Consider the following 16,649-nt stretch of genomic DNA (forward strand, 5'->3'; position numbering starts at 1 on the left):
GGCTTGAGGGCGCCGCGTTTATCCAATCTGTACGCGTTATCGTTAACGACCATCGCGAGCAAGCTTCGCTCCTACAGGGGCCGTCTTTCAGCCAATGGCCAGCGTGGATGCCTGTTGCTCCAGGCGAGCAGGGATCTGAATGATTGGTGGCGCTTTACCCAGCAGCAGGTCCGCGGCCTTTTCGCCGATCATGATCGCCGCCGCGTTGGTGTTGCCGGTGGTCAGGCTCGGCATGATCGACGCGTCGGCCACCCGCAGGCCCTGCACGCCGTGGACCCGCAACTGGTCGTCGACCACCGCCTGGGCGTCATGGCCCATCTTGCAGGTGCCGACCGGGTGGAACACGGTGCCCAGGCTGTCGCGAATCCACTGCTCGATCTGCGCCTGGCTCTCGACCTGCGGGCCGGGCACCAGTTCGCCCTTGAGGCGCCGGGAGAAGGCCTGGCTCGCCGCCAGCTGGCGCACCAGGCGCACGCCCGCCACCAGCTTGCGCAGGTCTTCCGGGTGGCTGAGGAAGTTGCTGTCGATGATCGGCTTGTCATGGGGATCGGCGCAATTGAGCCGGACCTGGCCACGGCTGTGCGGGTGCATCACGGCGATGTGCAGGCTGACCCCATGGCCCAGCGGCACCAGGCGCTGGGGCTGGTTTTTCAGCGCCGGGGCGACGATCAGGCCCAGCTCCGGGGCGGCGTCCTCGGGATGCAGGCGCAGGAAGCCGCCGGACTCCACGGTATTGGAGGTCAGCGGGCCGCTGCGCCGGCTCAGGTACTGCCAGGGCGAACGGGCCAGGGGCAGCAGGCCTTTGGCCGACACGCCGTAGGTCAGCTCGCTGTCGCAGCGGTACATCAGCACCACGTCCTGATGGTCCTGCAGGTTGTGGCCGACTCCCGGCAGTTCATGGCGCTGGGCGATGCCATGGCGCGCCAGTTCCTCGGCCGGGCCGATGCCGGAGAGCAACAGCAGCTGCGGCGAGTTGATCGCCCCGGCGCTGAGGATCACTTCGCGCCGGGCCTGCAGCCGGAACACCGCGCCATCCTGGCTGACCTCGACGCCACAGGCGCGATTGCCCTCCAGCAACACGCGGTGGGTCAGGGTCGAGCTCAGTACGCTGAGGTTGGGCCGCGACAGCGCCGGGTACAGGAAGGCCCGCGCGGCGCTGCAACGCTCGCCGTTGATCTGGGTGACGTGGAAGGGGCCGTAGCCTTCCTGTTCCTCGCCGTTGAAGTCCGGGTTGTAGCGCCAGCCCAGTTCCTGGGCGGCCTGGTAGAACACCTCATTGATAGGGCTCGGGCTGCGTTGCGCGGCGACGTTGAGTTCGCCGCCCTGGCCGTGCCAGGGCGAGGCGCCGGGCTCGAAATGCTCCGAGCGCAGGAAGTACGGCAGCAGTTCGTCGTAGCTCCAGCCCTGGTTGCCGGCCGCCGCCCAGCGGTCGTAGTCGCTGCGGTGGCCGCGGATGTAGATCATGCCGTTGATCGCGCTGGAGCCACCCCAGAGTCGGCCGCGGGGGCAGGGGATCGGGCGCTCGCCGCTGGCGGCCTGGGAGCTGAACTGATGCATCCAGTTCCACTTCGGGTTGGCGATCAGGCGGATGATGCCCGCCGGGGTGCGCACATAGGCGCCGGGAAACAGGCTGCGGTCGCTGGGGCCGGCTTCGATCAGGCAGACGCTGAGCTGCGGATCGGCGGACAGCCGGTTGGCCAGCACGCAACCGGCCGAGCCGGCCCCGACCACGATGTAGTCGAACGAACGCGGGGCAGAGTCAGTCATGGGAGATACCTCGTTGGCAGTGAAAAGCAGGTTTACAACCCCAGCGCCGCGCCGACGTCGTACATGACTTGCAGGCCGACGACAAAACCGTTGCCGCTGAGCTCGCGGGCCTCGGGGTTGTAGAAGTTGTCCGGGTTGATCAGGTACTGCACGCTGGGTTCGAGCGCCAGGTGCCGGGTCAGGGCGAAGTGGCCGTTGGCCTCGATGGCGTACACGTTGCGTTCGCCCAGGCGGTGGTCGCCGCCGTTGGCGATCCGCGCCTGTTGCTGGAAGCGCAGTTGGTGGTCGTTGAGGCGCAGGTAGCTGGCCTTGAGGTTGAGCTTGTCCTGGGCGCGGTCGAAGGGCGCCAGGTAAGTCAGGCCGATCTCGGCGAAATGGCTGAAGGGCTGCTTGTCGTCGGCCGCCAGGGACAGCGAACCGAACGCCAGCAGCGCCTGGGGCGCGGTGCGCTGGCCGCCGTCGGCCCGCCAGAAGCCTTGCTGGAACTTGAAGAAGGCGCCGCCGGTGCCGTGCTCGCTGGCGCCGGTCAGCGGGTCGTGCTGGTTGGCGGTGTTGTAGTAGCCATTGAGTTCATAGTGGGCGCTGTAGGCGCCGTCGTGCTTGCTGCCGATGCCCAGCAACAGGCTGGTGCCGCTGGCGTCGTCGGTGCTGAAGTCCAGGCCCTTGCGTTTTTTCAGGTAGTCCACCGGGTTCGATTCGAAGGCCCCGGCATGCACATACAAACCCGGCGTCGGCTGGTACTTCAGGTAGCCGCCCCAGCTGCCGTAGGGCGGCGGCAGGATGCCGGTGGACGAATCGATGATCGGGTCGTTGCAGGTGACCACGGTTTCGCAGTTGTAGATATAGAAGTAGCGCCGCGCGTTGGTGCGTCCCAGGCTCATGTCGAGCTGGCCGTCGAGCCAGGTCTGCTGGTAGGTCAGCAGGCTCAGCTGGTTGCTGGTGATGTCGTTGTGGATCGGCGCGCCGGCGAAATAGCTGCCGGCGGCGCCTTGCCAGTTGCGCGAGGTCGGCTGGCCGGTGGCGGTGTCGAGGATGAAGAAGGTTTCCTCGAAATGAACGGCCGCGCCTGTAAGGCCGGCGAGGGTATCGAGGTCGAAGTCGGCGCCGACGAACAGGTCGCCGCTGTTGCCGAAGCTGTGTTGCCGCGGACCGGTGTCGAGGTTGTTCATCGACAGGCTCCAGAACTGCACATGGGGTCGGATGCCGTAGCCGGCCAGTTGCTCGCCGAGCCCGGCCAGCGGGCCTTCGCGGTTGGGTGCTGGAGTCTCGGCGTGGCACAACGGGGTGAACAGCGCCGCCGTCAGCAGCGGGCACAGCAGGGGAGTGCTTTTCATGGTCGGTACTCGTTTCTTGTTGTTTTTGTGAGTAGCCGCTGCCGAAGGCTGCGATCGGACGCGCAGCGTTCGCCAACGGGTTACCAGGGTGCTGCCGATTGCGCTGGCGAGGACTGCGTCCTCGATCGCAGCCTGCGGCAGCGGCTACAGGTCATGCCTTGGCCAGCTCGGGGTTGGGATTGACCAGCACCTTGATCTGGCTCTTGTCCCGCAGCAGTGCCTCGAAGCCATGCTCCACGGCCTGGTCCAGGGTCACGCAGCGGGTCACGGCGCGGGTCAGGTCCAGGCGGCCGCTGGCCAGCAGCTCGATCAGCGGCGGGTAGGCGTTGCGATAGCCCACGCTGCCGAGCAGGCGCAGTTCGTGGTTGACCAGGTGGAAGGCATCGACGCTGACCTCGCCCATCAGGCCCACCAGCACCACCTCGCCGCCCTTGCGCAGCGAGTGCAGGGCCAGGCTCAGGGTCTGCTGGCTGCCGGCGGCCTCGAAGGCCGTGTCGACGCCACCACCGCTCAGTTCGTGCAGGCGTTGCGACAGGTCGGCGGCGTGGCCATCGAGCACTTCCTGGGCGCCGAAGTCGCGGGCCAGCCGCCGGCGTTCCGGGCTGATGTCCACGGCGAAGATCCGCTCCACGCCGCGCAAGCGCGCCAGCAGGATCAAGAGCAGGCCTATAGGACCGAGGCCGAACACCACGCAGCTGTCGCCGGCCAGCAGGCTGCTCTGGTTCAGCGCGTGAAAGGCCACCGCCGCCGGCTCCAGCACCGCGGCCTGCTTGAAACTCACCGAATCCGGCAGCGGGTGCAGCATGTACGCCGGCACCAGCACCTGTTCGGCGAAACCGCCGTCGCCCATCAGGCCGATAAACCCCATGGACTGGCAGAGGTTGTACTGGCCGACGCGGCAGTACTGGCAATCGCCGCAGCGGTACTCCGGCTCCACCGCCACCCGGCTGCCGACCCGGACCCGGTCGACGCCCGCGCCCACCGCCAGGACCTGGCCGCAGAACTCGTGGCCGAGGGTCAGCGGCGCGCGGCAACCGGACAGCGGGTGGGGCACCTGTTGTGGAATCGAGTGCGGGCCGTCGGCGTATTCGTGCAGGTCGCTGCCGCAGATACCGCAGTAGGCCACCTTGACCAGCACCTCGCCCGGGCCGGGCTGCGGCAGTTGCAGATCGCTCAGGCGCAGGTCGCGGGCGGCATGCCAACGCAATGCTTTCATGGCTGGTTTCCTTGCAGGACAGGAGAGGGGGAAGGTTCGGCGCGGCGGCTGCGCGCCAGGACCGCCGGCGCGGTTTCCTTGAGGAACAGTGCCAGCAGCGCCGCCAGCAGGGCGCCGCCGCAGGAGATCCACATGACGATGGACAGGCCGAAACGGTCGGCGGCAAAGCCGGCGATGGTCGGCGAGACAAAACCGCCCACCAGCTCGCCGATGCCCATGATCATGCCCAGGGCGGTGGCCATGACCTCACGGGGCACGGTTTCCGCCGGGATGGTCGCCATGAACAGGGTGAAGCAGCCCAGGCCCGTGTAGGTCAGCAGCATCAGCACGCCCATCAGCAGCGGGCTGTTGGCGTAGAGCAGGGCGATCGGGCAGCAGGCGGCGATCAGCGAGAACAGCACCAGGGTCGGGCGGCGGCCGAAACGGTCGGAAATCGCCGCCACGCCGAAGCCCCACAGCACCCAGGCGCCGCCCAGGCAACTCATCACCGTGCCCATGCTCGCCGGGCTGTAGCCGCGGACCTTGACCAGGAAGGTCGGGGTGAAGGAAATCAGGATCACGAACCAGGTGAGGAACACGCAGCTGATCAGGGTGCAGAGCACAATGTTGCGGCTTTTCAGCAGGGCCAGGCGGTTGACCGGAGCAGCAGGAGCGTTGTCCGTGATCGGTGCCGGCGGCGCGTCGTTGCGCACATAGCGCCAGATCAGCAGGGCGATCAGCAGCCCGGGGATCAGCGAGACGATAAAGGCATGGCGCCAGCCGTAGGCTTCGGCCAGGGCGATCAGCACCGGCGGGCCGATCACCGCGCCCAGCAGCCCGGCCGCCGAGCCTTGCAGCAGGCCCATGTTCAGGCCCCGGCGATGGGGCGAGGAGGCCTCCACCATCAGCGATTGCGAGAGCGGCAGGATCGGCCCTTCGGCCAGGCCCATGATGCCGCGGAACAGCAGCAGGCTGAGAAAACCGGTGACCAGCCCCGACAGCGCCGAGCACAGGGAAAACAGGATCACCGCGACGATCAACAGCGGCTTGCGCTTGCCGCGCCGGTCCGACCAGGCCCCGACCAGTGCGCCGGACACCGCCCAGGCCAGGGCCAGGATCGACGACAGCATGCCCAGGTGGCTGTTGCTCAGTTGCAGCTCGTCGGCCATGAAGGGGAACAGGAAGGACAGGGCCAGGCGATCGAAAAAGACGAAGCCGAACGTCAGGAACAGCACGCCCAGCAGGATGTTCTCGTAACCGGCTTTATTGTTGTTGTAAGCCATGGTCGTTCTCCGCGGGAGGGACAGGTGAAGTCGAGACTTCAGCGAAACAGCGTGTCGATATAGGCCGCGCCGAGGCCGATCTTTTCGTAGTGCGCGCGGCACAGGGCGATGTAGGAGTGCACGTCGAAATAACCGTCCGGCTCGCCCTGTTCGTCGAGCCAGATCAGCGGGCCCTTGACGATGAAAAACGCGCGCATCGGTTGCTCGTGCTCGTAGGCCACCAGGGTGTGGCCTTCGCCCGGGGTCTCGTAGACGAAGTCGCCGGCAGTGGCGGTCCAGTCGTGCTCCAGGTAGCCCCACTTGCCGGACAGGGTGTAGGCGAACACTTCGTGGGGGTGGTAATGCCGGTTCACCAGGCCGGCGCTGCTGGCCATGAGGATGTCGCACCAGCGGTTCTCGCTCGGCGAGATCCACAGCGGCCGCGAGGACACGGTTTCGGTGAAGGGCACATACAGCTTCAGGTCGTCGCTGGCGGCATTGGCCAGGTAGACCTCGGGCTTGGCGTCCGGCTTGAAGCAATTGGCGATCGGTTGCAGGTCTTTCCAGAATTCACGGCGGGCGGCTTCGGGCATGGTCGGCCTCTATTCGTTGTGGGAGTCGAGGCGACTTTAGGCGCGGTGCGCGGGCGGGGTTTTATCCAATCGGACGGGATTGTTGACTGGATCGGACGAGACTTTTCCTACAGGCTTCAGGGACGCCGTTTACCCTGGCAATCGACTTGTGCCCACTGCGTTTCACGTTGACAGGGCATAAGCTTCATATGTTAATGAATCGCCGCGAGCGCCACCTGTCGCGGCCTCGGAATCCGGTCACTGCCTTGCCGACCGGGAATGCTTCCTAGCCATGAGAAGAATAAAAATGTCTCCATGCGCCTTGCTCGAAACCCGGCATGCCTGCACCCAGAGCATCGCCCTGGACCAGCGGCTGGCCTTCTGGGAGGACTACAACGCCTCCACCCTGGTCGGCCTCAAATGCACTTCCTTTTGTGAAAGCGGTTTTGCCGCCAGCCAGGACAACCTGCAGCTGGAGGGCATGCGCCTGGCGCGGATCGAGGGCAACGAGCACGTAGTCGAGCGTGACAACTCGATGATCCGCGCGGTGCCCAAGGAGTCGGTGTTCGTGTCCTTCGTCACCGGCAGCGGCTCGTTCTTCTATCAGGATGGCGCCTGCCAGTTGCTCGAACCGGGCGAGCTGATCGTCTACCGCACCGACAAACCCTATCTGTTCGGGTTCTCCGGGCCGATGCGCCAGTTCATTTTCGACATTCCCCAGGCGCTGTTCGCCGAGCGCTGCCTCAAGCGTTTCGACCGTCCGCTGAAGATCGGCGGGCAAAGTGGGGTGCAGCGCCTGTTGCTGCGCACCCTGGGCGAGCGCACCGGAGGCTTTTTCCAGCAGCCGCTGAGCGAGGACGCCGAGAGTTATCAGAACCAGACGCTGGAGCTGTTGGCCAGCCTGATCGCCGGGCAGGCGGGAGAGCGGCGGATCAATGCCCTGAGCGCGTCCTATCTGCTGGCGGCCAAGCAGTGCATCAGCGAACAGCTGGCCGACCCCGGCCTGAGCTGCGAACGGGTGGCCGCGCAGACCGGCATTTCGCCACGGCACCTGAGCCGCCTGTTCGCCCTGGAAGACAGCCAGCCCAGCCGCTTTATCCTGGAAAAACGCCTGCAACAGGCCCATGACCTGCTGAGCAGCCCACGGGGAGCCGGCCTGGATATCGGCGAAATCGCCTACCGTCATGGCTTCACCAGCCAGGCCCACTTCGCCCGGGCGTTCAAGGCCCATTACGGCCAGACCCCAAGCGAAGTCCGCAAAACCCTGTAGCCGCTGCCGTAGGCTGCGATAGGTCCGAAGGACCTCCTGCGGTCGGGAGATCGCTACGCCCGTTCCGGTCGATCGCAGCCTTCGGCAGCGGCTACAGGTCGGTGGCCAGCCAGATGCATTTCGCGGCATTTAAGCCTCGTTACGGCCAGCCTCAAGCGAGATTCGCAAACCCATGTAGCCGCTGCCGCAGGCTGCGATAGGTCCGAAGGACCTCCAGCGGTCGGGAGATCGCTACGCCCGTTCCGGTCGATCGCAGCCTGCGGCAGCGGCTACAGGTCAGTGGTCGTTGAGGAAGGTTTGTGCCAGATCGTCGATCAGCTGGCGTTGAAAGGCCTGGAACCCAGGATTGGGCTGCTGCAGCTGCACGAACTCCAGCATCGGGTCGGTCACCGCGGTCCTGACGCCGGCCAGCTCCTCGACCGTCGCCAGCCCGCAGAAGGGCACATAGGCTTCGGAGTAACCGCCCTCATGCACCAGCACCAGGCGGCCCTGGCACAGGCGCTCGGCGGCTTCGCGCACCTGGCGGGTCATGGCGCGGAACGAGTCGCTGTGCAGCAGCATCCGCGCCAGCGGGTCGACCGCGTTGGCGTCGTAGCCGCAGGCAACGATGATCAGCTCCGGCTCGAAGCGCTCCAGGGCCGGGATCACGATGCGTTGCAGGGCATACAGGTACGCATCGTGGCCGCTGCCGGGCAGCAGCGGGATATTGAGGTTGGCCCCCAGCCCGGCGCTGCGGCCACGGTCCTGTTCGCCGCTGTAGCCGGGCGGGAAGCAGCCGTCCTGGTGCAGGGAAAGGGTCAGCACGTCGCCGCGCTCCTCGAAGATCGACTGGGTGCCGTTGCCGTGGTGCACGTCCCAGTCGATCACCGCGACCTTGCCCAGGCCGCGCCTGGCTTTGGCCGCCTCGATGGCGATGGCGATATTGGCCAGGAAGCAGAAGCCCATGGCGCCGTCGGCCAGGCAATGGTGCCCCGGCGGACGCGACAGCGAGTAGGCGTTGTTGGCTTCGCCGCCGAGCACCGCGTCCACCGCGGCGATGGCCAGGCCGGCGGAGAGCCGGGCGATTTCGTAGCTGCCCGGGCCGATCGGCGCTTGCGGGCCGAGTTCGCCGCCACCGGCCTCGCTCAGGGCCTTGAAGCGTTGCAGGTACTCGGCGCTGTGCACCCGCAGCAGGTCCTCCTCGGTGGCGGCCGTGGCGCTGCGCACCAGCAGGTGGCGGGTCAGGCCGGAGACGTCCAGCAGGCTTTTCAGGCGGCGCTTGGTTTCCGGCGATTCGGCGTGCCCGGCCGCGGCGGGCGGTTGCACCCAGCCGCCCACCGGCAGCGTCAGCGCATGCAGCCCGGCGCTGTGCCAGAGGCTGAGTTCATCGAAGAAAAACGCGGTTTTACGGGGCATGGGCATATCCATCTATCTATGGGGCGAAAATTTGTAGCCGCTGCCGCAGGCTGCGATCGACCGGAACGGTCGCTGCGATCTCCCGGGCGCCAGAGGTCCTTCGGACCTATCGCAGCCTTCGGCAGCGGCTACAGGGGTTCAGGGGATTCAGGGATTGCGCCGGCAGCCGAGGATCAGCGCCAGCGACAGCAGGGTCAGGCCGGCCCCGCCGATCAGCAGGGGCTGGAAGCCACCGGTGCTTTCGATCAACCGCCCGGCCAGCGCGGGGCCGATGGCCAGGCCGCCGCCGATCACCAGGTTGGAGGCGTTCATCAGCTTGCCGGAGCGGTCGAGGTCGGCCAGGCAGGCGAGGATCAGCGGCAGGATGAAGGTCCAGGTGAACTTGAAGACCAGAGCGGCGAGGGCGAAGCGCGCCAGGGGCGGCGCGCCCAGCAGCAACAGCACCGAGCCGGCCATCAGGCTGTAGCCGAACAGCAGCAACAGCAGGCGCGGCAGGCGATTGCCGATCAGCGAGGCGCAGCCGGCGCCGACGATGCCCATGACCGTGGCGACGGCCAGCAGCTCGCCGCTGGCTTGCGCGGAGATGCCGGCCTTGGCACTGATCGAACCGATAAAGGTCCAGACCCCGCTGAGGCTGATATAGAAGCCGAGGATGCCGAGAATGCCGCACAGGGCCTTCCACTTCGGTGCGGCGGCTGCCTGCCCCGCGGTTTTTTCCGGGGGCGGCGCGCCCTGGGGAAAGTAGCGCGCCAGGGGCAGGCACAGGCTCATCAGCAGCGCCAGCAGCAGGTAGCAGGCCGCCAGGCCGTAATGCTCGAACAACCGCGGCAGAATGCTCAGGCCGATTGCCCCGACCACCAGTTGGCCCATGACCCACAGGCCGTAGGTCCGGCTGGGGTTGGCGGTGGAGGCGGCGCTGGACAGGCAGATGATCATCAGCGAACCGCCGGCCAGGGCACTGCAGAAACGCAGGGCCAGCAGCGCGCCATAATCCTGGGCCCAGATCGACAGCAGGTTAGTGACTATGAACAGCGCCCCGGCCAGCAGCGCCGCGCGGCGCCAGTCGACGCGCTTGAGCCACCAGAAGGCGGGCAGGGTGGCGAGGCTCATGGCCCCCAGTTCAGTGGAGAACAGGTCGCCGATCTGCGACGGGCTCAGTTGCCATTGGCTGGCCAGTTGCGCGGCCACCGCCGGGGCGGTCATGAGGATGGTCGGGGTGATGGCGGCGAACAGCACGATGGCCGCCAGCAACGCCAGGGATGAAGCGGTGTGCGGCTGCTCGCCGGTGAGCGCCTGGCTCTTGTCGATCATGGGGGGCGTCATGGTGGGTAGCTCCGGAAAAACGCTTCAGAACACGTGGACCAGACGCAGCAAGGCGTCGGTGCCGTGGTAGCCGTTACGGGTGGCGACGTTTTGCGAGAGGCCGAACATCAGCTGGTTCTGCTGGTCCAGCCAGTGGCCGACCTCGAAGCCGACCTGGGTGTAGCGCTTGTGGGTGTCGTCGATGCGCTGGTCGTTGATCCGCAGCTCGCCACCGTCGGCGTGGATCAGCCGCAGGGCGCCGTAGGTGCTGCTGGTGAAGTCATAGGAGGCGAAGGCTTGCAGGCGGTACAGCGGGTCCTGCTTCAGGTCGCTGCCGAAGTAATCGTCGTTCTTGCCGTAGAGCTGGGCTTCGAGGTTGGCTTCCAGCACCCACTTCTCGCCGACGCCCTGGGTGTAGTTGTAAACGAAGGTCGCGCCCCAGCGGTTGGCGCCCGGCGAGACATCCGGGTTGTCGCCGTGGTATTCGCCCACCGGCAGGGTGATCAGGGTCAGCAGGCCGCTGTAGGTTCGGCTGGCCGGGTCGTTGATGAAAAACAGGGTGCCGCCGACCTGCGGGTCGCCGAAGCCGCTTTCCCCGGTGTGGCGATTGGCACCGGGCAGGCGCGCGTCGATATCGGCGAAAGGCACGATGAATTGCGGGGTGCACAGGGTGCCGCAGATGTCGGTGAAAAATACCTGGCGATAGGCCAGGGCGTTGACCTTCAGCTCGGCCTTGCCGGTGCTGTCGGCAGGACCGTGGAAGTCGTCGGCGCGGGTCGCCGGCAGGTACAGCACGCCCAGGCTGGTGCCCGAGGGCGCGCCGAAGAAGTCGCGGGCGTTGAGGTCGGCGGCGCTGGCGTTCAGGCTCAGCAGGGCGCCGGTGACGGCCAGGGCGGTGTGGTGCGCAAGCGTTCTGGTCATGGGCGTAACCTCTGTTCTTTGAGTTGTTGTGCGGCGAAGTGCTCGCCGGTACGCGGCAGTGGCTGGAAAAAGGGCAAGAGCGGCCCGTGGCCGTCAAAACGACAGCGCGAAAGTCAGTCAGCGAGGGAGGTAAACGTCAGTTGGGTGGGGCGTGCAGCAGATGGGCGATGCGGGTCTTATCCTTGACCCCGAGCTTGTTGTAGATGGCGCGGATGTGATGGCGCACGGTGTTCGGCGACAGGCCTAGCTCGCGGGCGATTTCCTTGTAGGTCTTGCCTTCGCCGAAGCCCAGGGCTACGTCGTTTTCCCGTGGGCTCAGTTGGGTCAGCAGCGTGCGGCCGCGGGCGGCGAGCAGGAACAGGTCGCCCACCGGCGAGGCCTCGAATTGCAGGTGCCGGCCTTCGTAACCGCCATCGGCCATGGGCACGGGCAGGCAGGGACCGCTCCAGTCCGGCCACTCGCCGAGCAGCAGGTCGACGAAGCCGCGTTCGGCGCAGTGCAGGGTGCCGCGCTGGTCGCACACCGCCAGCGCCAGGTTGCGCGGGCTGGTGAGGGTTTCGCGCATGGCCACCAGGGTGCGGATCTGGTTGGCCGACACCGCGGCCACCAGGTGCAGCATCAGGTTGTTCAGCAGCAGGCAGTCGTCGGCGTCGAAACGTTTGGCGCCGGGGGCGCGGTACAGCGCCAGGTGGTCGCTGAGGTGGGTCTGCGGGTCGATGTACACCACGCACAGCAACTCGCCGATGCCATAGGTCGTGCCCAGCCAGTTCAGGCCGGGGCCGTTGGCCGGGTCGCGCATGTCGACGATCACCGCCCGGCCCGGGTGCGCATGGACCCGGCCGACAGTGACGTCGACGTGCTTGATCGACTGCCAGTCCGGCAGGTAGCTGGGGGGCAAGTGATGGAGGTAGGAGCTGTGTTCTTCCGGCAGGCCGTCGATCAGCGCGGCGCGGCCCCACCAGGCGCTGTCGAAGGGCAGCAACTGGCCGATGCGGTTCAGCGCATGGCCATGGAAATGTTCGATGTCCTTGTGCTGCGCCAGGCGCTGCAACTCCAGGGTCAGCGAGCTGAAGGCTTCCAGCAGGCTGGCGTGAGCATGATCATGACGGCTCATCGGGTGTTCCTCTGTGCGACGTTCTTATTGTTTTCGTCACGGAGTCAGTAGGGACCGGAACGTCCAGGGACGTGGGCAGGGCCTGGGCACGAGTATCGTCGGGTTGGCGGGGGATCGCTATCCTACAGATGCAGGATGAAGGCGGATGGCATGGGAGATGAAGGGTGGCGTAATCCCTGTAGGAGCGAGGCTTGCCCGCGATAGCCGCGCAGCGGCGATGGACCTGACAACGCGCGTTATCGTTGTAGATTTATCGCGAGCAATCGAGCGTCGACCTGCCGCTCCTACAGAAGATCAGAAGATCAGAAGATCAGAAGATCACGCCGCCTGGACGGCCCGCTGCAAACGATGGAAACCACGGCTGAAATACACCAGCGAGTCGCCGTGTTCGCGCACGCAGATTTCATCCAGCTGCACCAGCATCACCGAATGGGTGCCGACTTCCTGCACCTCGGTGATGCGTCCCTGCAGGCTGGCCAGGGCGCCGTCGAGCACCGGTAGGGCGCCCTGGCCGTCGCGCCAGGGGTGCAGGCTGAAGCGCTGCTCCATCTCCACTCCGGTCATGCCGGCGAAGTGCCGGGCGACCTCTTCGTGTTCGCCGCAGAGCACGTTGACGCAGAGCTGGCCGTTGCGCTTGAACACCGGGTTCAGCGCGCTGTTGCGGTTGACGCAGACCATCAGGCTGGGCGGGCTGTCGGTGACCGAGCAGACCGCGGTGGCGGTGATGCCGCAGCGTCCGGCCGGGCCGTTGCTGGTGATGACGTTGACCGCCGCGGTCATGTGCGCCATGGCATCGCGAAAAGCCTGTTGCTTGGGATCGAGTTGAGTCATGACAGATTCCTCGGGTGAACCCGCGGGCGCCGGCAATCGGGGGGCGCCCCGCGGGTCATTCAGGTCGGGCGGCGCTTATTGGCGGATGCGGTCGAGCATATTGATGTCGTCCGGATTGGTCAGGTGCGGCACCGTCCAGCCGTCGAGGTCGTAGTCGCCCAGGCATTGGTCCACTAGATCGGTCATGGCTTTCATCGAACCGGTGGCCTGGGCATGGCGCAGGCACTGCATGCGGATTTCGTCCTGGCTGCCGGCGTAGTTGATTTCGTACAGCTCGTGGCGGCCGCCGAACTCGGTGCCGATGGCATCCCACAGCAGCTTGAGGATCTTGATTCGCTCCTCGTGGCCCATGCCCGCCGAACCCCGGCAATAGGTGCTCAGGTACTGGTTGAGCATCGGGTCCTTGAGGTCGCGGGAGCCGGACGGCAGGTAGATCAGGCCGCTGGCCACCACCTGCTCGATGATCTTCTTGATGTCGGTGTAGGCCTGGGGCGCCAGGACCCGGTAGGCCTGCAAGGCCTGGGCGCTGGGCAGGAAGGCGCCATTGAGCCATTCGCTGGCGTTGCCGTGCATGGCGTCGGTCAGCGACCAGAACAGGTTGCGCCAGGCCACCACCTCGCCAACCTGCGCCTGCACCCCGCGAAACTCCAGGGAGCCGGTGCACTGCAAGGCCTTGACCAGCAGCCCGGTGATGAAGTCGAGCTTGACCGCCAGCCGGGTGCAGCCCTGCATCGGGAACAGCCGGCCGAAACCGCCTTGCGGGAACCACTGCCGGCAGCGTTCGAAGTCGCGGTAGATCAGCACGTTTTCCCAGGGGATGAACACCTTGTCCATGATCAGGATCGCGTCGTTCTCGTCGAAGCGGCTGGACAGCGGGTAGTCGAACGGCGAACCGGTCATGCCGGCCTGCAGTTCGTAGGACGGGCGGCAGATCAGCTTCATGCCGCGGGTGTTCATCGGTGCGATGAACATCAGGGCGAAGTCGGTGTTGTCCCCCAACAGCTGCGCCGAACCCTGGCCGACGAAGTTGTAGTGGGTCAGGGCCGAGTTGGTGGCCACCACCTTGGCGCCGCTGACGATGATCCCGCCTTCGACTTCTTCGTCCACCGAGATGAACACGTCCTTGACCTGGTCCACCGGCTTGTCGCGGTCGATCGGCGGGTTGACGATGGCGTGGTTGAGGTATAGGCAGGCTTCCTGGATGCGCTTGTACCAGGTGCGGGCGTTGTCCGCGAACTTGCCATAGAACTCCGGGTTGGCCCCCAGGGCGCTGCCGAAGGCGGCCTTGTAGTCCGGGCTGCGGCCCATCCAGCCGTAGGTCAGGCGCGACCACTCGGCGATGGCGTCGCGCTGCTGGCGCAGGTCGTCGGCGCTTTGCGCCGAGCGGAAGAACTTGTGGGTGTAGCCGCCGTTGCCGGTGTCGGTGGCCCAGCACAGCTTGTCCTTGGTCTCGGGGTCGTGCAGGGCGTCATAGAGGCGCGCCATGGAGGCGGCGGAGTTGCGGAACGCCGGGTGGCTGGTCACATCCTTGACCCGGTCGCCATAAATGTAGATTTCGCGATCGTCGCGCAGGCTGGCCAGGTATTCGGCGCCGGTCAGCGGGCGGTTGGTCTCGGCACGGAAGTCTTCGGGTTTCATCATCCACTCCAGTCGTTGTTGTTATGAATTGCCATTGCGAGCTGGGGCCCATGATGGGCAGGACGGGGCGGCGACTGAATGGCTTTTCCGGCGAATGAATTGCACTTTTCATGGGGCTGGTCATGGAGTAGGTCATGGGCCTGGTCATGGGGCAGATCATGGACGCGGAACCGATCCGGCAAGGCCACCCGTTTCACCGTTGAAACACTTTCGCGGCGACGAAAAATATTTTCGCCGGGGCCTGCAAAAAACCTAAAGCCCGGCCGATATCGCTATTAGGCCCACAGACCAACTACAACAGTGGCGCCCACCTGTCAGGCCGCCAGCCATCGCTGGTGACAGGGTTCAGTGCATGGATGCTCGCAGTCCTCAATTCCCGAGAGTCATCCTATGTCCCTACGTAATATGAATATCGCGCCTCGAGCTTTCCTCGGTTTTGCGTTCATCGCGTTGCTGGTCATCGCGCTGGGTGTGTTCGCTGTCAACCGCATGTCGATCATCCGACAGGCCTCCCTGGAAATGGAAAGCAACCAGCTGCCCAGCGTAGGGTTCCTCGGCAACGTCACCGAAAACATGCTGCGCCTGCGGATTCTCTCGTTCCGGGTACTGGTCAACCGCGAGCCGGCCGGCCTGCAGGAAGCGCAGACGCGTATCGGCGTGCTGGTGGACAAGCTCAAGCAGGCCCAGGCCAGCTACGCCGCCTTGCCGGCGGGGGAAGAGGAAGTGGCCCTGTACAAGACCTTCGCGGCCACCCTGGAAAAGTACCTGCAAGCGCAGAACGACATGCTGGAGCTGTCTCGACAGAACAAGCTCGAGGAGCTGCGCACCCTGATCAATACGCGGATCAAGGACGGCACCGACCAGATGGGCGAACAGCTGAACAAACTGGTGGCGATCAACAAGGCCGGGGCCACCCAGGCGTCTGACCTGGCCGGTGAGCATTACCACGGCGCCATCACCGGCATCATCGCCGTGGCGGTGGTCGCGGCCCTGCTCACGGTGGTGCTGGCCCTGCTGCTGACCCGCAGCATCGTCACCCCGTTGAACCGCGCGCTGCTGGCCGCGCAGACCATCGCCGCGGGCAACCTGACCAAGGCCATCGAGGTCGACGGCAAGGACGAGCCGGCCCGCCTGTTGGTGGCGCTGAACGAGATGCAGGGCAACCTGCGCAAGACCATCGAGCAAATCTCCGGCTCGGCCACCCAGCTGGCCTCGGCCTCGGAAGAACTCAGCGCGGTCACCGAGGAAGCCTCCCGTGGCTTGCAGCAGCAGAACAACGAAATCGAACAGGCGGCCACCGCGGTCAACGAAATGACCGCCGCCGTGGAAGAGGTGGCGCGCAACGCTGTGTCGACTTCCGAAGCCTCGCACCAGTCGACCCAGGCTGCCCGCGAAGGCCGCGACCGGGTGGTGGAAACCGTCGACGCGATCCAGACCATGACCCACGACGTGCAGAGCACTTCGCTGATGATCGAAGGCCTGGCCACCCAGGGCCGCGACATCGGCAAGGTGCTCGATGTGATCCGCGCCATCGCCGAGCAGACCAACCTGCTGGCCCTCAACGCAGCCATCGAGGCGGCCCGCGCCGGCGAGGCCGGGCGCGGGTTCGCGGTGGTGGCCGACGAGGTGCGGGCCCTGGCCCATCGCACCGCGCAATCGACTCAGGAAATCGAAAAGATGGTCGCTGGCATCCAGAACGGCACGGGCGAGGCGGTGCAGTCGATGCAGCAAAGCAACCAACGCACCCAGAACACCCTGGAAATGGCCCGCGCCGCCGGCGTGGCCCTGGAGCAGATCGCCGAATCGATCAACCTGATCAACGAGCGCAACCTGGTGATCGCCAGTGCTTCGGAAGAGCAGGCCCAGGTGTCCCGCGAGGTCGATCGCAACCTGGTGAATATCCGCGACCTGGCCACCCAGTCGGCCGCCGGGGCCAACCAGACCAGCGCCGCCAGCCATGAGCTGTCGCGCCTGGCGGTGGATTTGAATGCGATGGTGGCGCGCTTTGTGATTTGAGTTAGGGTTGTTGGAATGCGTGCCCAAGGAGA

At 66.0% G+C, this 16,649-nt stretch carries 13 protein-coding genes and 1 pseudogene; 3 read left to right on the forward strand and 11 right to left on the reverse strand.

Annotated features, from left to right (window positions below):
• Window positions 1–87 precede the first annotated feature (87 nt).
• The 5 genes from J4E58_RS07405 to J4E58_RS07425 form a co-directional block, all read right to left on the reverse strand.
• The gene (locus tag J4E58_RS07405; protein ID WP_087090602.1) at window positions 88–1,767 is read right to left on the reverse strand and encodes a GMC family oxidoreductase; all 1,680 of its coding nucleotides are present in this window, start codon (window positions 1,765–1,767) and stop codon (window positions 88–90) included.
• Window positions 1,768–1,799: 32 nt separating this feature from the next.
• Window positions 1,800–3,101: a carbohydrate porin gene (locus J4E58_RS07410; protein WP_102673005.1), complete on the reverse strand. Its 1,302-nt coding sequence runs from the start codon at window positions 3,099–3,101 to the stop codon at window positions 1,800–1,802.
• Between the two features lie 151 nt (window positions 3,102–3,252).
• Window positions 3,253–4,317 (reverse strand): 2,3-butanediol dehydrogenase, encoded by a 1,065-nt coding sequence (locus J4E58_RS07415; protein WP_053261467.1) that lies wholly within the window; start codon window positions 4,315–4,317, stop codon window positions 3,253–3,255.
• Window positions 4,314–5,579: an MFS transporter gene (locus J4E58_RS07420; protein WP_053261466.1), complete on the reverse strand. Its 1,266-nt coding sequence runs from the start codon at window positions 5,577–5,579 to the stop codon at window positions 4,314–4,316. Before J4E58_RS07420 ends, J4E58_RS07415 begins: the two co-directional genes overlap by 4 nt.
• A 38-nt stretch (window positions 5,580–5,617) precedes the next feature.
• Window positions 5,618–6,151, reverse strand: coding sequence for a 2,4'-dihydroxyacetophenone dioxygenase family protein (locus tag J4E58_RS07425; protein ID WP_087090604.1), 534 nt, complete (start codon window positions 6,149–6,151; stop codon window positions 5,618–5,620).
• A gap of 286 nt (window positions 6,152–6,437) precedes the next feature.
• Here J4E58_RS07425 and J4E58_RS07430 point away from each other — a divergent pair, with 286 nt between their 5' ends.
• Window positions 6,438–7,400: a helix-turn-helix domain-containing protein gene (locus J4E58_RS07430; protein WP_087090606.1), complete on the forward strand. Its 963-nt coding sequence runs from the start codon at window positions 6,438–6,440 to the stop codon at window positions 7,398–7,400.
• 276 nt (window positions 7,401–7,676) lie between these two features.
• Here J4E58_RS07430 and J4E58_RS07435 read toward each other — a convergent pair whose 3' ends face one another.
• The 6 genes from J4E58_RS07435 to hpaB all read right to left on the reverse strand — a co-directional run bounded on the left by J4E58_RS07435 (window position 7,677) and on the right by hpaB (window position 14,601).
• A complete protein-coding gene (locus tag J4E58_RS07435) occupies window positions 7,677–8,795 on the reverse strand; it encodes a class II histone deacetylase (protein ID WP_087090608.1) in 1,119 nt (372 codons plus the stop codon).
• 147 nt (window positions 8,796–8,942) lie between these two features.
• Window positions 8,943–10,106, reverse strand: a complete 1,164-nt coding sequence (locus J4E58_RS07440; protein ID WP_087090610.1) for an MFS transporter — start codon at window positions 10,104–10,106, stop codon at window positions 8,943–8,945.
• Between the two features lie 36 nt (window positions 10,107–10,142).
• On the reverse strand, window positions 10,143–11,018 hold the full coding sequence (locus J4E58_RS07445) for a transporter (protein ID WP_087090612.1): 876 nt from the start codon (window positions 11,016–11,018) through the stop codon (window positions 10,143–10,145).
• Window positions 11,019–11,154: 136 nt separating this feature from the next.
• On the reverse strand, window positions 11,155–12,132 hold the full coding sequence (locus J4E58_RS07450) for a helix-turn-helix transcriptional regulator (protein ID WP_087090614.1): 978 nt from the start codon (window positions 12,130–12,132) through the stop codon (window positions 11,155–11,157).
• Between the two features lie 318 nt (window positions 12,133–12,450).
• Entirely contained in the window at window positions 12,451–12,963 is a 513-nt protein-coding gene (gene hpaC, locus J4E58_RS07455; protein WP_007930913.1) for a 4-hydroxyphenylacetate 3-monooxygenase, reductase component, read from the reverse strand.
• Between the two features lie 75 nt (window positions 12,964–13,038).
• A complete protein-coding gene (gene hpaB / locus J4E58_RS07460) occupies window positions 13,039–14,601 on the reverse strand; it encodes a 4-hydroxyphenylacetate 3-monooxygenase, oxygenase component (RefSeq protein ID WP_087090616.1) in 1,563 nt (520 codons plus the stop codon).
• Between the two features lie 405 nt (window positions 14,602–15,006).
• Between hpaB and J4E58_RS32210 the strand changes: the two are divergent.
• Window positions 15,007–15,759: pseudogene (locus J4E58_RS32210) on the forward strand (MCP four helix bundle domain-containing protein); the annotation flags it as partial.
• The gene (locus J4E58_RS32215) at window positions 15,754–16,617 is read left to right on the forward strand and encodes a methyl-accepting chemotaxis protein (RefSeq protein WP_370686818.1); all 864 of its coding nucleotides are present in this window, start codon (window positions 15,754–15,756) and stop codon (window positions 16,615–16,617) included. The pseudogene J4E58_RS32210 and the gene J4E58_RS32215, both read left to right, overlap by 6 nt.
• The last annotated feature ends 32 nt before the right edge of the window (window positions 16,618–16,649 follow it).

It is taken from the genome of Pseudomonas sp. FW305-25, from assembly GCF_017351415.1.
GTDB classification, from domain to species: Bacteria; Pseudomonadota; Gammaproteobacteria; order Pseudomonadales; family Pseudomonadaceae; genus Aquipseudomonas; species Aquipseudomonas chlororaphis.

Excerpts from the sequence above, each read along its gene's own strand:
- J4E58_RS07405 (WP_087090602.1), bottom strand. The coding sequence starts at position 1,767 with ATGACTGACTCTGCCCCGCGTTCGTTCGACTACATCGTGGTCGGGGCC.
- J4E58_RS07410 (WP_102673005.1), bottom strand. The coding sequence starts at position 3,101 with ATGAAAAGCACTCCCCTGCTGTGCCCGCTGCTGACGGCGGCGCTGTTC.
- J4E58_RS07415 (WP_053261467.1), bottom strand. The coding sequence starts at position 4,317 with ATGAAAGCATTGCGTTGGCATGCCGCCCGCGACCTGCGCCTGAGCGAT.
- J4E58_RS07420 (WP_053261466.1), bottom strand. The coding sequence starts at position 5,579 with ATGGCTTACAACAACAATAAAGCCGGTTACGAGAACATCCTGCTGGGC.
- J4E58_RS07425 (WP_087090604.1), bottom strand. The coding sequence starts at position 6,151 with ATGCCCGAAGCCGCCCGCCGTGAATTCTGGAAAGACCTGCAACCGATC.
- J4E58_RS07430 (WP_087090606.1), top strand. The coding sequence starts at position 6,438 with ATGTCTCCATGCGCCTTGCTCGAAACCCGGCATGCCTGCACCCAGAGC.
- J4E58_RS07435 (WP_087090608.1), bottom strand. The coding sequence starts at position 8,795 with ATGCCCCGTAAAACCGCGTTTTTCTTCGATGAACTCAGCCTCTGGCAC.
- J4E58_RS07440 (WP_087090610.1), bottom strand. The coding sequence starts at position 10,106 with ATGATCGACAAGAGCCAGGCGCTCACCGGCGAGCAGCCGCACACCGCT.
- J4E58_RS07445 (WP_087090612.1), bottom strand. The coding sequence starts at position 11,018 with ATGACCAGAACGCTTGCGCACCACACCGCCCTGGCCGTCACCGGCGCC.
- J4E58_RS07450 (WP_087090614.1), bottom strand. The coding sequence starts at position 12,132 with ATGAGCCGTCATGATCATGCTCACGCCAGCCTGCTGGAAGCCTTCAGC.
- hpaC (WP_007930913.1), bottom strand. The coding sequence starts at position 12,963 with ATGACTCAACTCGATCCCAAGCAACAGGCTTTTCGCGATGCCATGGCG.
- hpaB (WP_087090616.1), bottom strand. The coding sequence starts at position 14,601 with ATGAAACCCGAAGACTTCCGTGCCGAGACCAACCGCCCGCTGACCGGC.
- J4E58_RS32215 (WP_370686818.1), top strand. The coding sequence starts at position 15,754 with ATGCAGGGCAACCTGCGCAAGACCATCGAGCAAATCTCCGGCTCGGCC.